A 14,587-nucleotide genomic window follows, 5' to 3' on the forward strand; every position below is an offset into this window, starting at 1 on the left:
ATGATTTAAAAGCTTTTACAAAAATTAATCTCCATAAACTTTATGGAGATTTTGAATATTTAATTTGATTCCTAATTTCTGCCGAAAGTCATTGGAGGCATTGTTTTTTTATAATCTTCAGCATGTTGTATTACCTTTTTTTGAAACTCTTGAGGGCTTATTTTTTCACCTTTTGTTGGTATTGTTATCGTACCAGCTATATTCTCTTTGATTTGAATTGCTAAATAATGTTGTGTCTTATTTCTAACTTCTACAATGAGCCCGGGTAATCCCCAATAAATACTTGGTCCAGCCATAGTAGGAATGCCGGGAGCATACCAAGCCTCTATCAAATCTCCTCCTATTTTTGCTTGTGCTTTTCTACAGTCAATACTGCCTATTGTTTTTGTTTCATTAATTAATTCCCAATTAATTTTTTGAAGATTTTCTGAAACTAAAAATTCTTTGTCTAATATAGTTCTTGAAGATACTGAAGTTTTTGTTTTAAAGTTTTTGTACATTTCAGCAATTCCACCAAATTTAATTACCGTTTCTTTCATTTGCATATTTCCAGTGTTCAAATCCTCTGGGTTTTCTCTCTTTTTCTCTTCCTTTTTATACAAAGCTTCGGATCCATTAAATAATAGTTCATAATATTTAGGAATTTGTTTGCTTGTTTTTATCATTTCCTGATACTGTTTTGGAATATCTTTTAAGTCATCCAAATTAGTAATTGGTAATTCTTCATAAAAAACACTGTTTATCAAATTTCCTTTCTGAGTATTATTTTCAACAGAATTTTGGGCAAATCCAAATGAACACAGCAAGCTAAAGCATATAGAAAATAAAATCTTCATTTTATATTAATTTTAATTAAAAAATAGAGGAGACTATCCGAAAAACTCTCTTTAGACTCCTATCTTACATTTTTGTAATATAGTATTTTTGATATTCTCGGAGAGTCTCTATTTTTGTCTACATAGGAACATCTATCCACATATCAACAACATGCATGTCTATTGTTCCATCTGGATTAGAAGTCGTATAATAATAAAAGACGTGAAGGGGAAATTTAGAATCCTTCTTTAAAATTTTTGTAGCAAAAGATTTTTCGTTGGGTTTATTACCTTCTGTTTTTACTTCTTTAGCGAACCCTAAAGTTGTTCCAGCAACTAAAAGTGCTGCAAATAGATTTTTTTTCATAATGTTTTTTTTTTATATTAAATTGTTAGTTTTTAATATGTTGATCTTTACAAGTATACAAATATTTTTTTAATCACTATTGCGGGAATCTGCATTTTCTAAAACTTCTTTAATATATAGAATACATACTAAGTGAAAAAGGTTTTTCGCTTCATAAAATTCTTTAATTTTATTCAAACGCTTCCAACGGAGCTCCAACTGTTGGGCTTAATATATTGTAGGTCGATCCAATTTTTACTTCATCTTTACAATCACAATCATAAAATTTTCGTTAAATTCGTGTAAAATAAATTTTTGATGAATATTCTTTTACTGGAAGATGATCTCATTCTGTCTGCAGAATTGTGCAGATTTTTAGAATCAAATAATTTTAATTGTGATAAAATCTATGACGGGGAAACTTTTCTCCGCCAGATAAAAAACAGTAGTTATGATCTGTATTTACTCGATATTAATGTTCCTAAGATAAATGGACTTGATGTCTGCCAGACGATCCGCTCTTTTGACAAAAATACCCCCATCATTATCATCTCTGCTTATGGGGATATCTCTGATAAAAAAGATGCTTTCACAAGACTGGCCGATGATTATCTGGTAAAACCTTTTCAGTTTGAAGAACTTCTGCTAAGAATCAATTCGCTGTTGAGAAGAAAGGCACCTTCTGATAATTCAGATCAGGATATTCTAAGAGTTGACGACCTTATTATCAATAAAACAGAACAGAAGGTCTATCGTGGAGGAAATGAAATAACACTTACATTAAAAGAATTCCAGCTGTTGGTTTATCTTGCGGAAGCGCAGGGAAGAACGGTTTCCAAACAACAGATTACAGAACATGTATGGGAACACAATTTTAATACGAATACCAATACCGTAGAAGTTTATATCAATTTTCTGAGGAAAAAGATTGATAAAGATTTTAAAATAAAACTGATCCACACCCGTTCAGGTTTCGGATACTACCTAAGTCCATTATAAATGTCTTTAAAGAGAAAGATAGCCCTAACGATCAGTATCGCCTTTTCATTATTATTTGGGATGGTGATGGCAGTCATTTATTTATCGTTTAATGATTTCAGAAGAGATGAGTTTAAAGAAAGATTCAGGCAGAGGCTTGAGTTTACTTCTCATTTCATTTCAAAATCCAAAGACTTTGAAGAAGAAGCACCAGTTTTTTTCAATGAAAATTCAGATAATATCCTTTTGAATGAAAAGATTTTAATTTTCAACGAAAAAAAAGAACTCATCTACAGCACGATTAAAGACCGGAATGTCATTTGGGACAGTGCCATGCTTAAAGAGCTGGATAAAAAGAAGATTATTTATACTGAAAAAACCGTTCCAGAAATCTACGCTGCGCTCAGGAATATCAACGGTGAAAATTACTATATCCTTACAAGTGCCTTTGATACCAATGGAAAATCCAAATTAGGTTATCTTAAATATCTTTTGATAACAGCGTATGTGATGAGTACTATGCTCATCGGTTTTTTCAGTTATTATTTTGTCGAAAAATTTCTCCGACCTCTGGAAGACCTGAACAAAGAAATCTCTGAAGTTACGGCTCATAAACTCACCACGCAGATTCCGGTAGAGCAATCCAATGATGAAGTAAGCGTTCTGGCAAAATCCTTTAATACAATGATTGGAAGGCTGGATGATGTATTTCAGTCCCAAAAAGATTTTACTGCCAGTGCTTCGCATGAGATCAGAACCCCAATAACAAGAATGGCCTTTCAACTGGAAAACCTGATTAAGTTTGAAGAACATTCTCCGGAGACATTATCATCTTTAAAGCAAATCCAGAGAGATGTATATCAACTGTCCGATCTGACCAACTCGCTTTTGCTGCTGACAAAATTTGATAAAGAAAATATCCAGAGTATTTATGAGGAAGTAAGAATTGATGAAGTTATTTTTGAAGCTTTTGAAGCTGTAGAGAAAAGTTATCCACAACTGAAACTGGATTTTCTGATCAATGAAAATAGTTTTGAAAATGCATTCTTAACCATCAAGGGAATTCAGTCATTATTGGTGATTGTCTTTATCAACCTGTTTAAAAACGCTGCTGTGTATTCAGACAATACGGAGGTGAAAGTCCTGATTACTGAAACCAATGATAATCTTTCTGTTGAAGTAATTTCCCATGGTAACACGATTTCTGAAGATGAGCAGACTAAACTTTTTGAAGCGTTCACAAGAGGAAACAATGCACAGAATATAGCAGGCTCTGGTTTAGGTCTTAGAATTGTCAAAAGGATTCTGGAATATCATGATGCAGATATTGTATATTCTTCACCAGCAGATTTCATCAATAAGTTTACCCTAAGTTTTAAAAAATAAATGAAAAACAACTGATATAAAACAGTTGTTTTTTTGTTAAATCTACGATTGATTTTTTTAATAAAAATTCAATCGTTAGAGAAAAATTCACTTGTTTTATCTGGTGATTTATTGGATAAACGGCCTGCTCAAGCCTATTTTAATATTTTTTTAAGCGTCATTTAAGTTTCTTTTAATCGCATCAAAGCAATTTTGTAATTTAAAAATAAAAATAATGAACAGAATTGCAGTGCTGTGCCTCGCCGTTTCCTCATTCATGGCGGCACAACAGCAGATGTCTCTTTTGGAATGCGAAGAAGCGTTTCAGAAGAACAACCTCCAGCTGCTCGCCGAACAATACAATATCAATATGGCTGGTGCGGATATTCTGCAGGCTAAAATCTGGGAATTACCTCAATTAAGCGGACAGTTCAATGCTTACAATCCGCAGGACAAAAAGTTTTTTGATGTAGGACATTCTAAGGGAGCAGGTATTACTCAATTGATTTATATGGGTGGCAAAAAGAAAAATGAAATTGCTTTTGCCAGGTCCAATAAAGAACTGGCCCAGCTTCAGTTTTCCCAATTGCTGGTAGATTTACGATATCAGCTTCGTTCTGCTTATTTCAATCTTTATTATGAAAAACTAAAACTGGAAAACACCAACAGGCAGCTGGGATATATGAATGATCTCTTAGATGCTTACCGTGTGCAGTCTTCCAAAGGAAATGTTTCTCTTAAAGATGCTGTCAGATTACAGAGCATAGTTATCCAACTCAATCATGATAAGCTGGAGATCAACAAAAATATTCTTGATTTTGAACAGAATCTGAAAGTTCTGACAGGAGTTTCAGAAGAAATAGAGCCAACGATGTCCGAAACCGAAGCTAAAGAAGCTTTGGCAGCACAGCCTTTCGGTAATGAAGAAGAGTTGAAAGGTAAAGCCCTGGAAAATAATGCAGATTACCGGTATAATCTGAAGCTTATTGATAACAGTAAGCTGTATGCACAATGGCAGAAATCACTGAATGTTCCTGATGTTACGGTAGGAGCTGCATGGGATCAGGCGGGAGGAACTTTTAATAACGAAGCTAATCTTACGCTGGGAATTCCTTTGCCTTTATGGAAAGCCAACCAGGGGAATGTGATAAAAGCAAATTATGCGATTCAACAAAACCAGAAAAATGCAGACTTTCAAAAGCTGACTCTGGAAACTAAAGTTCAGTCTGCATACAAAACCTGGAAAGCACAATATGATCAGCTGCAGGATGTGAAAACGACAGATCTTCAGAATATGGAGCTTGTTTATAACGGAATGCTGAACAATTTCAGAAAGGGAAATGTTAACCTGATTGAATTCACAGACTTTATGGACAGCTACAGGGAAACAGCCCTTCAGATCTACGATATGAAAAATGAGATCATGCAGTCGGCAGAACAACTTAATCAACTAGTGCAAACGAAAATCTTCTATTAAATCATGAAAACATATATTATTCCCGTATTGATGGTTCTTTCATTAATAGCCTGTTCAAAAAAAGAGGAAGAGAAAAATATCCACACCAAAAAAGGGTTTGAACTCAGCAATACAATGCTGAACTCTATTTCCCTGGCAAAGGTTGAAAAAAGAAATATAGAAGACGAATACAGTTTTTACGGAAAAATCTCCGCAGACAAAAACAGCTATATAGATGTATACCCGTTGGTTGGAGGAAATGTGATGAGCGTCAATGTAGAATTGGGTGACTATGTGAAAAAAGGGCAGGTACTGGCAACCATCAGAAGTACTGAGCTTGCAGAAATTCAGAAGGATGTAAGTGATGCAAAAACAGATCTGGTAGTGGCCAAAAATAACCTCCGTGTTGCAAAAGAACTCTACGAAGGAAAGCTTAATACGGAAAGAGATGTACTGGAAGCTAAAAGCCAGTTGCAAAAAGCCGAAGATCAGTTACAGAGAGCTGCCGCAGTAAGTACGGTTTATAATGTGAAAACCGGAAATATATACAGTGTGGTAGCACCTATCAGCGGTTATATTGTTCAGAAAAGTATCAATAAAGATATGCAGCTGAGAAGTGACAGAAGTGATAATATTTTTGATGTGGCCAACACCACCAATGTATGGGCCATTATGAATGTCAATGAATCTGATATTGATAAAATTAGTTTGGGAATGAAAGCTCAGGTATCTACTCTATCTTATCCGGACAAAGTTTTTGATGGGAAAATTGATAAAATTTTCAAGATTATTGACCCGCAGACCAATGCCATGCAGGCAAGAGTCGTATTGGACAATGCCAACGGACTTTTGATCCCAGAGAGTAAAGCCACGATAAAAGTTTCCAGTCTGGAAAGCAACTCTACACTTACCGTTCCCTCCAAAGCAGTGATTTTTGATGATAATAAAAGCTTCGTAGTGATTTTTAAATCCAGGACAGATGTGAAGATCAGAGAAATCAAAGTATTAAAGCAGGTTGGTGATGTCACCTATATTGCAGACGGTCTGAAAGAAGGAGAAGAAGTGATTACCAACAACCAGCTGCTGATCTACCGTTCACTGAACAGCTAGTCTTATTAAACCATTAAGAATACTGACATTTTTCTTTAACGGCTTTTTTAGGTCACCAATGTATCTATCATGAATAAATTCATAAAAAATATAATTGCTTTTTCATTAAAAAATAAAGCATTTACCTTTATCTGGGTAGCGATTTTAGCCATCTCCGGTTTTATAAGTTTTAAAAACATGCCTATTGAAGCTTTTCCGGATGTAACCAATACTCAGATTGTCATCATTACCCAATGGAATGGGCGTAGTGCAGAAGAAGTGGAACGTTTTGTTACTACTCCCATTGAATTGGCAATGAGCCCGGTTCAAAAGAAAACAAGTGTGAGAAGTACCACCATGTTTGGACTTTCTATTGTTAAAATTCTGTTTGACGACGGGGTGGACGATACTTTTGCCAGAAATCAGGTCAATAACCAGTTAAGAACCATTAGCCTTCCTGATGAGGTAGATCCCGAAGTACAGCCACCCTACGGGCCAACCGGTGAGATTTTCAGATATACGCTGGAAAGTAAAACAAAAGATTCCCGAGCGCTGCTTACCTTGCAGAATTGGGTAATAGACCGTGCCTTAAGAGGAGTTCCCGGCGTTGCGGATATCAATGTTTTCGGAGGACAGGATAAAGTTTTTGAACTGAGTATCGATCCGAGGGCATTGGATAAATACAACCTTACGCCGCTTCAGGTATATGATGCTGTCACCAAAAGTAACCTGAACGTAGGAGGAGATGTCATTGAAAAAAATGGTCAGGCTTATGTGGTAAGAGGTATCGGTTTGGTAAAATCTGTAGCGGATATTGGAAATATTACCATTCAGAATGACAGTGGAAACCCTGTTTTGGTAAAAAATGTTGCAGAAGTTCATGAAAGTTCCATGCCCAGAGTAGGACAGGCCGCTCTTAATCATCATGACGATACGGTGGAAGGAATTGTTGTTATGAGAAAAGGGGAGAACCCGCGAGAAGTTTTAGTTGGTGTGAAGGCCAAAATTAAAGAGCTTAATGAGAAAGTACTTCCGAAAGATGTTAAAATGGTGACTTTCTACGATCGTGACAATCTGATGGATTTTACCACTCATACCGTAATGCATAACCTTATTGAAGGTATTGTACTGGTAACGGTTATTGTTTTGATCTTTATGGCAGACTGGAGAACTACGCTGATTGTTTCCATCATCATTCCTCTGTCCTTGCTATTTGCTTTTTTATGTTTAAAACTGGCCGGGATGAGTGCTAATCTACTTTCGTTAGGTGCTGTAGACTTCGGGATTATCATAGATGGAGCCGTCGTCATGGTGGAAGGCCTTTTCGTAATGCTGGATCATAAAGCGCATAAGTATGGGACGGAGAAGTTTAATAAACTCGCCAAGGGAGGATGGATTAAGCAAACCGGAACAGGACTGGGAAAAGCCATCTTCTTTTCAAAATTAATCATCATTACTTCCTTGATTCCTATTTTCTCATTTCAGAAAGTAGAAGGAAAAATGTTTTCTCCTCTGGCATTTACATTAGGGTTTGCATTAATGGGAGCATTGATATTTACATTAACTCTTGTTCCTGTTCTTTCGCATATCCTTTTAAATAAAAATGTAAGAGAAAAAAGCAACCCGTTTGTGAACTTCTGGGACAGAATCGTTTTGAAAGGCTTTAATTTAACATTCAGACATAAAAAGATGAGCATGATTGTAGCGATTTCCTTTCTGGCTGTTACACTGTTTTCGGGTAAATTCCTTGGAACAGAGTTCCTGCCTCAGTTGAATGAAGGTTCATTGTGGATCACAGCCGAAATGCCGATGAGCTCCTCATTAAAAGAATCTCTGAAAACAGCTGATCTTTTAAAGAAGGACATTATGAGCTTTTCAGAAGTGACAGATGTGCTTGCCCAGACGGGAAGAAGTAATGATGGAACAGATCCCAACGGATTCGGATTTGTACAGTTTGCGGTAAATCTTAAGCCAAGAGAAGAATGGAAGCGTAAAATTACTTATGATGAACTGATCAATGAAATAGACAAAAAACTCAGAAGTTATCAGGGAATTACGTTCAACTACTCCCAGCCGATTTCCGATAACGTAGCAGAAGCAGTGGCTGGTTTTAAAGCTGAAAACGGAATCAAAATCTATGGTGATAACCTGGAAACCCTTGACAAATTAGCCCACGAAGTTTTGCTTAAAATTAAAGACGTACAAGGCGTGAAGGATCCGGGAATTATTAAAAATATCGGCCAGCCGGAAGTAAGCGTGGTTTTGGACAGAGATAAAATGGCCGCTTATGGAGTGATGCCCGCAGATGCTCAGGCTGTGCTGGAAATGGCATTTGGTGGAAAAACTGCCTCTGAAATGTTTGATGGGGAAAGAAAGTTCCCGATCCGTCTTCGGTATTCTCAGGAATACAGAACCAATGAAAATGACATTGCTGCTTTGATGGTTCCTACACAGGATGGAGCAAAGATTCCTTTAAAAGAAATAAGCACCATTGTTAAAGATAACGGAGCCGCATTTATTTACAGAGACAATATCAAGCGATACATCGGGGTTAAATTCTCCATCCGTGACCGGGATTTGGGAAGTACGATTGCGGATGCACAGAAAAAAGTAGAAACGATTGAACTTCCGGACGGTTATTCAATAGGATGGACAGGTCAGTTTGAAAACCAGCAGCGTGCCTCACACAGACTGGCGCAGGTAGTACCGGTGAGTATTCTGATGATTTTCTTCCTCTTGTTTATTCTGTTCGGCAATATGAAAGATTCTCTTCTGGTATTAGCGAACGTACCTTTTGCTTTGATTGGAGGAATCATCGCTTTACATGTTACCGGAATCAATTTTGGAATCTCTGCCGGAGTAGGAATGATTGCTCTCCTGGGAATTTGTATCCAGAACGGGGTAATCCTTATTACAGAATTCCACCAGAATGTTAAAGACGGAATGGATATCGATACCGCTATATTAAATGGAGTAAAATCCAGGACAAGACCTGTCATTATGACAGCATTGATGGCTTCCATCGGGCTTATGCCGGCTGCCTTGTCTACAGGAATCGGATCGGAGTCTCAGAAACCTCTCGCAATTGTCATTATCGGAGGACTGATTACAGCTACAGTGCTTACCCTGCTTATTTTCCCGATTATTTTCTGGATCTTCAACAGAACAAGAAAACTGCAATCAATTTAATTTTGTTATAATATTTCGCCTTTGGAAATTCCTAAGGCGATTTTTTTTTATTTCTTGTCGTCTGATTTCAAATAAAATAATTAAATTGGGCAATTAGAAAAATAAACAAGTGATATCTTATAATTAATCCCTCATCTTTATACACAAATGTTAAAACACAAAATGAAACGCTACAAAAAAAGAGTTCTTTTTTTGTTTGGCTTTTTAATCGTCTTGCTTCCTCTGCAACTGGTTTTTAAGATTAATATTGAAGAAACCTATCCTTCATTTAACTTCCCGGGATTTGCATCCTATCCCATAAAAGATGGAAAATATATTAATTTTACCAAAACCACTTCCCATGTCTTTTTTAAAGACGGATCAGACAGTATTTTGGTCAATAATGATTATCTGGGAGAAAGTATACCGAGAACCATACAGATTACCCTTATTCAGAATTTGCTTTTTCCAAGGAAATATCCGGTTCTGGACAGCCGTGTGAATTCCCTTCCTCCTTATAAAAAGAGGCTTTACCTGTTGAAAAAATCTATCCTTAACCGGAACATTAAAAAAGTGGATATGGAAGAAAGTAAAAAATTCATTGTAAACAGACTGGAGAAAAGATTTCCCGGTAAAAAAGTCGCCGCTATACAGGTGATCAATGAAACTAAAGATTTTGATATAACCACAAGAAAAATGACCCAGAAATCAGTGTATGATACTGTACTGAGTTATCGTTTTTTAAACTAATAATGATGAATAAACTAAAAGAACTTCCCTTTGTTTCTTACCGTCCCAGCTATGAGTTCCTGGCATTTTACAGGATATTCTTTTCCATGTTTCTGTTATGGTCGGGAGTAGCAGATAACAGCTGGATCCATTCTATTCCTAACAGTGCTATGCATCCGCCTATCAGCATCCTGTCTTTCACTGATATTGTCCCTTCTGAAGCATTTTTTGTACTTTGCAGATATATGATCTACGCATGTTTATTGTTGATACTGATAGGATATAAACCTAGAATATTTGCAATATTGTATATGATCCTGTATGTACTGACGAATAATTATGCCTATTCGTTTGGAAAAGTGAATCACGATTTTATTTATACACTTCCGATCATGATAATGGCATTCTCTCCCTGGAACAAAACCTTTAGCTTCTTTCCTGAGCCCGTAAAAGAAACGGATGAGCTGGCAAAATCGTGGCCTCTGTTTATGATAAGTTTGATTTTCAGCTTCGGAATGTTTACTGCCGGGTTTTCTAAAATTCTGGGAGGCTGGCAAAGCACTGAAACTCAGTATACTCAGATATTTTTTACGCAATATAGGTTTATTATAGGGTGGAACGATCTGCTTTCGGATTTTTATGAAGGAATTAATTCTAAAATATTCTGGGAAGCCCTGGATTATTTTACTGTTATTTTTGAAATGGTTTTTATTGTAGCGTTCATGTCCCCGAAATTTTTCAGGTATATGTTGCTGGTAACTATTTTCTTTCACCTTAATGTATTATTGATGCTGAATATATCTTTTATGAATTCCATAGGACTTTACAGTCTTTTTATTCCGGCATGGCTTCTGCCGTCAGGTTTCAGAAACCGGATAAAGAATGGGATGCTCAGAATATTTAATCCGGAATATAGGAAAGCAGCTATTGCAGTAGTGATCCTGTACCTTTTAGTACTGAAAATTTTTAATATTAATACAATGGGGTCTGTGATAAACGGTTTCTTCTCCCTTATTGCATTCTGCAAACTTTCCACACCTCTTATTGTGCTGGGAAGTGCGTTTTTATTTTCATTGTATCTATTGATTCGGTCATTAAGGAAGACTGATCGGAATAATATTCTGAAATAAATACAGCTAAGAGTGAATGCTGCTTTCTGAAACTTATTTTTTATATTGGGTTTCAGGCTTTTTCATAAAAGGTTTCAGAAAGATTTTTTCAATCCGGAAAAATGTGTAAATTTGCAGTCTCAATACGTTGAAATATAAGGTTTGTCCTTCACTGGATGATAATATTGAAAGTTTTTTTAATAAAAAGTTTTTGGTATTTAAAAATTCATTATATTTGCACACCGAAAATTTGAAAAACAATAAATAAATAATTTTAAATCATGGCAAAGGAAACGTTTAATCGTAACAAACCACACTTGAACATTGGTACTATTGGTCACGTTGACCATGGTAAAACTACACTTACTGCAGCTATCAGTAGTGTATTAGCTAACAAGGGTCTTGCTGAGAAGAAAGATTTCTCTTCTATTGACTCTGCTCCAGAAGAAAAAGAAAGAGGTATCACTATTAATACAGCTCACATCGAGTACGAAACTGAAAACAGACACTATGCACACGTTGACTGTCCAGGTCACGCCGACTATGTTAAGAACATGGTAACTGGTGCTGCTCAGATGGATGGAGCTATCTTAGTATGTGCTGCAACTGATGGACCAATGCCTCAAACTAGAGAGCACATCCTACTTTGCCGTCAGGTAAACGTACCAAGAATCGTTGTTTTCATGAACAAAGTTGACATGGTGGATGATGCTGAGCTTTTAGAGCTTGTTGAACTTGAACTTAGAGATTTATTATCTACTTACGAATATGACGGAGATAACTCTCCAGTAATCCAGGGATCTGCTCTTGGAGCTCTTAACGGAGACGAGAAGTGGGTTAAGACTGTTGAAGAATTAATGGATGCAGTTGATACTTGGATCGAGCAGCCTGTTAGAGATCAGGATAAAGCATTCTTAATGCCAATCGAAGACGTATTCTCTATTACAGGTAGAGGTACTGTAGCAACTGGTAGAATCGAGGCTGGTGTTATCAACACTGGTGATCCAGTTGATATCGTAGGTATGGGTGATGAAAAATTAACTTCTACTATTACAGGGGTTGAGATGTTCAGAAAAATCCTAGACAGAGGTGAAGCTGGTGATAACGTAGGTCTATTGTTGAGAGGTATTGAAAAAACTGACATCAAGAGAGGTATGGTTATCGCTAAGAAAGATTCAGTTAAGCCACACAAAAAATTCAAAGCTGAGGTTTATATCCTTTCTAAAGAAGAAGGTGGACGTCACACTCCATTCCACAACAAATACCGTCCTCAGTTCTACGTAAGAACTACTGACGTTACAGGTGAGATCTTCTTACCAGAAGGTGTAGAAATGGTAATGCCTGGTGATAACTTAACAATCACTGTTGAATTACTTCAGCCAATCGCTCTTAACGAGGGTCTTAGATTCGCGATCAGAGAAGGTGGTAGAACAGTAGGTGCAGGTCAGGTAACTGAAATCATCGACTAATCCACATCTAAAACAATATAAAAAGCTTCCGTAAGGAACACTCTTTACGGAGCTTTTTTTAACTACGGGCATCGTCCAATGGTAGGATACCGGTCTCCAAAACCGTTGATCAGGGTTCGAATCCTTGTGCCCGTGCAAATATAAATTATGAGTTCATTTGTCGATTTTTTAAAAGGTTCTTATAACGAATTCAGACATAAAGTTGAATGGCCAAAATGGGCTGACCTTCAGTCTTCTACAATTGTAGTGACTATTGCGACAGTTATTCTGGCTTTATTTACCTTTGGAGTTGATGAATTGTTTTCAAAAGCAATCAGCAACATAATAGGAATGCTAATCAACTTGTTCAATTAATAATTAAGTATTTTCCATAATGAGCGAATTGAAATGGTATGTGCTGAAAGCAATCAGCGGACAGGAAAATAAAGTGAAAAACTATATTGAGACAGAAATCAAACGTTTAGGGTTTGAGCAGTACGTTACTCAAGTGGTTATTCCTATGGAAAAGGTAATCCAGATTAGAAACGGTAAAAAAGTTCCTAAAGAGAGACCTTACTATCCTGGCTACCTGATGATTGAAGCTGACCTGATGGGAGAGATTCCTCACGTTATTAAAAATATCCCGGGAGTTATTTCTTTCTTAAGTTTAACAAAAGGAGGTGATCCTGTCCCAATGAGAAAATCAGAGGTAAACAGAATGCTTGGAAGAATGGATGAACTTTCAGAATTTGCAAGCGATGTTGAAATTCCTTATGTAGTAGGTGAAAACGTTAAAGTAATCGACGGACCTTTCAACGGATTCAATGGTACAGTTGAGAAGATTCTTGAAGACAAAAAGAAAATTGAAGTTTCTGTATTGATCTTCGGTAGAAAAACTCCAATGGAACTGAGCTACATGCAAGTAGAAAAAGTATAATACATTACTTATAAATATAAAAAGACTGCTTTAAAAGCAGTCTTTTTTTCGTTGATACCATTTCAATATTTTTTTTAAATAGCCTGCGGCAATAGCTTCCCAGTTATTTTTCGGTAAAATAATAATGCAGCTCTATTAATTCATAATGAAATATTGAATTTGAATCTTCATATTTTTTTCACTCTGGTTAGAGTTTTTTTAAGTTTGCTGAAACTATTGTACTGATATTCAAATTTCATAAGTCTGTTGGCTACTTCTATAAAGAAGTTTACTTTAATTAAATTATCCCCGTTACGTGATAATTTTTGTTTTTTATGGATCAAGTTCCTTTTAGTTCCTTAATTCACTTTCATATGGCATGCTTCTTGCAACCAAGCTGTTAGCTAATCCACAAAATTTTATTCTTTTTATTTCATACACTGGTTACAGAGGTATGGACATTCTTTGTTGTTTTTAAATAAGAATAGAATTCAGATAAGCCACCCAAGAGCATAAGCTTTATAAACACATAACTCAATGACAAAAATTATTTCGATGATCACTCTGGTGGGCACCTATGTGTTGATGAGTGCGCAGGTTGGCATCAATACTGCGACACCAGAAAAAGAACTTACCGTAAACGGTACAATGAAAACATCAGGAATTGTTTTTAAACAACCCCTGGAAAAACTGAAAGCGGATGAGAATTACACTTTTATTATCAAATCTCCCGCGCCGGAAAACAAAATTACAGCGTATAATGATTCTTTTGTACCTAATTCGCCGGCTCCCATTAATCTTATTCAGTTTAAAATCACCTGTGATCCTACAGACAAAGATTGGGTAAACCAGTTTGACACAAAGATCAACTCCAGCAAGTTTTTGGTAGTAATTTCTTCTTTTGGATTTACACAGCCTACAAGAACTTACTCTGCAGACTGGCTTACTCCGATACCTCAGATCTTTGCTTATTCTGCAGGAGGGACATGGAAACTTAAGGCAGATTACCAGGGATTTGCTCCTGATAATTCTTTGCCTACAGGAGTCTGGACACTCAACTTACTGGTGTTTGACAGGTCGTACGCCAAAGATTTTAATTCAACACAAAACCTTAATGGATTAACTACTGGTGCGGCGACAGCTCCATTAATTCAATAAAAACATAAAT

At 36.3% G+C, this 14,587-nt stretch carries 13 protein-coding genes and 1 tRNA gene; 12 read left to right on the forward strand and 2 right to left on the reverse strand.

Annotated features, from left to right (window positions below; translation table 11 throughout):
- Positions 1-71 precede the first annotated feature (71 nt).
- The gene (locus ACLI50_RS06135) at positions 72-836 is read right to left on the reverse strand and encodes a GLPGLI family protein (RefSeq protein ID WP_411413377.1); all 765 of its coding nucleotides are present in this window, start codon (positions 834-836) and stop codon (positions 72-74) included.
- Positions 837-954: 118 nt separating this feature from the next.
- Positions 955-1,182: a hypothetical protein gene (locus ACLI50_RS06140; RefSeq protein WP_411413378.1), complete on the reverse strand. Its 228-nt coding sequence runs from the start codon at positions 1,180-1,182 to the stop codon at positions 955-957.
- A gap of 297 nt (positions 1,183-1,479) precedes the next feature.
- Here ACLI50_RS06140 and ACLI50_RS06145 point away from each other — a divergent pair, with 297 nt between their 5' ends.
- The 12 genes from ACLI50_RS06145 to ACLI50_RS06200 all read left to right on the forward strand — a co-directional run bounded on the left by ACLI50_RS06145 (position 1,480) and on the right by ACLI50_RS06200 (position 14,577).
- Entirely contained in the window at positions 1,480-2,160 is a 681-nt protein-coding gene (locus ACLI50_RS06145; protein WP_137905192.1) for a response regulator transcription factor, read from the forward strand.
- A complete protein-coding gene (locus ACLI50_RS06150; protein WP_202841477.1) occupies positions 2,161-3,525 on the forward strand; it encodes a sensor histidine kinase in 1,365 nt (454 codons plus the stop codon).
- Between the two features lie 214 nt (positions 3,526-3,739).
- The gene (locus tag ACLI50_RS06155) at positions 3,740-4,981 is read left to right on the forward strand and encodes a TolC family protein (RefSeq protein ID WP_202841475.1); all 1,242 of its coding nucleotides are present in this window, start codon (positions 3,740-3,742) and stop codon (positions 4,979-4,981) included.
- A gap of 3 nt (positions 4,982-4,984) precedes the next feature.
- Positions 4,985-6,070 (forward strand): efflux RND transporter periplasmic adaptor subunit, encoded by a 1,086-nt coding sequence (locus ACLI50_RS06160; RefSeq protein ID WP_202841473.1) that lies wholly within the window; start codon positions 4,985-4,987, stop codon positions 6,068-6,070.
- Positions 6,071-6,139: 69 nt separating this feature from the next.
- A complete protein-coding gene (locus tag ACLI50_RS06165) occupies positions 6,140-9,238 on the forward strand; it encodes an efflux RND transporter permease subunit (RefSeq protein ID WP_411413379.1) in 3,099 nt (1,032 codons plus the stop codon).
- A 162-nt stretch (positions 9,239-9,400) separates the two neighbouring features.
- Positions 9,401-9,967, forward strand: a complete 567-nt coding sequence (locus ACLI50_RS06170; RefSeq protein WP_146207822.1) for a hypothetical protein — start codon at positions 9,401-9,403, stop codon at positions 9,965-9,967.
- A gap of 2 nt (positions 9,968-9,969) precedes the next feature.
- The gene (locus ACLI50_RS06175) at positions 9,970-11,076 is read left to right on the forward strand and encodes an HTTM domain-containing protein (protein ID WP_411413380.1); all 1,107 of its coding nucleotides are present in this window, start codon (positions 9,970-9,972) and stop codon (positions 11,074-11,076) included.
- Positions 11,077-11,336: 260 nt separating this feature from the next.
- Entirely contained in the window at positions 11,337-12,524 is a 1,188-nt protein-coding gene (tuf, locus tag ACLI50_RS06180; protein ID WP_110008219.1) for an elongation factor Tu, read from the forward strand.
- A 64-nt stretch (positions 12,525-12,588) separates the two neighbouring features.
- Positions 12,589-12,659, forward strand: a tRNA-Trp gene (locus tag ACLI50_RS06185).
- Positions 12,660-12,671: 12 nt separating this feature from the next.
- Positions 12,672-12,878 (forward strand): preprotein translocase subunit SecE, encoded by a 207-nt coding sequence (gene secE / locus ACLI50_RS06190; protein ID WP_002976410.1) that lies wholly within the window; start codon positions 12,672-12,674, stop codon positions 12,876-12,878.
- Between the two features lie 19 nt (positions 12,879-12,897).
- Positions 12,898-13,440 (forward strand): transcription termination/antitermination protein NusG, encoded by a 543-nt coding sequence (gene nusG, locus ACLI50_RS06195; RefSeq protein ID WP_002976412.1) that lies wholly within the window; start codon positions 12,898-12,900, stop codon positions 13,438-13,440.
- A gap of 516 nt (positions 13,441-13,956) precedes the next feature.
- The gene (locus tag ACLI50_RS06200) at positions 13,957-14,577 is read left to right on the forward strand and encodes a hypothetical protein (RefSeq protein ID WP_110008218.1); all 621 of its coding nucleotides are present in this window, start codon (positions 13,957-13,959) and stop codon (positions 14,575-14,577) included.
- Positions 14,578-14,587 lie beyond the last annotated feature (10 nt).

Origin of the sequence: Chryseobacterium cupriresistens (genome assembly GCF_046614675.1) — a bacterium.
In the GTDB taxonomy this organism is placed as follows: domain Bacteria; phylum Bacteroidota; class Bacteroidia; order Flavobacteriales; family Weeksellaceae; genus Chryseobacterium; species Chryseobacterium cupriresistens.

Coding starts and splice junctions, on each gene's coding strand:
- ACLI50_RS06140 (WP_411413378.1), bottom strand. CDS start 1,182: ATGAAAAAAAATCTATTTGCAGCACTTTTAGTTGCTGGAACAACTTTA.
- ACLI50_RS06170 (WP_146207822.1), top strand. CDS start 9,401: ATGAAACGCTACAAAAAAAGAGTTCTTTTTTTGTTTGGCTTTTTAATC.
- ACLI50_RS06175 (WP_411413380.1), top strand. CDS start 9,970: ATGATGAATAAACTAAAAGAACTTCCCTTTGTTTCTTACCGTCCCAGC.
- ACLI50_RS06200 (WP_110008218.1), top strand. CDS start 13,957: ATGACAAAAATTATTTCGATGATCACTCTGGTGGGCACCTATGTGTTG.
- ACLI50_RS06150 (WP_202841477.1), top strand. CDS start 2,161: ATGTCTTTAAAGAGAAAGATAGCCCTAACGATCAGTATCGCCTTTTCA.
- ACLI50_RS06165 (WP_411413379.1), top strand. CDS start 6,140: ATGAATAAATTCATAAAAAATATAATTGCTTTTTCATTAAAAAATAAA.
- nusG (WP_002976412.1), top strand. CDS start 12,898: ATGAGCGAATTGAAATGGTATGTGCTGAAAGCAATCAGCGGACAGGAA.
- ACLI50_RS06145 (WP_137905192.1), top strand. CDS start 1,480: ATGAATATTCTTTTACTGGAAGATGATCTCATTCTGTCTGCAGAATTG.
- ACLI50_RS06155 (WP_202841475.1), top strand. CDS start 3,740: ATGAACAGAATTGCAGTGCTGTGCCTCGCCGTTTCCTCATTCATGGCG.
- tuf (WP_110008219.1), top strand. CDS start 11,337: ATGGCAAAGGAAACGTTTAATCGTAACAAACCACACTTGAACATTGGT.
- secE (WP_002976410.1), top strand. CDS start 12,672: ATGAGTTCATTTGTCGATTTTTTAAAAGGTTCTTATAACGAATTCAGA.
- ACLI50_RS06135 (WP_411413377.1), bottom strand. CDS start 836: ATGAAGATTTTATTTTCTATATGCTTTAGCTTGCTGTGTTCATTTGGA.
- ACLI50_RS06160 (WP_202841473.1), top strand. CDS start 4,985: ATGAAAACATATATTATTCCCGTATTGATGGTTCTTTCATTAATAGCC.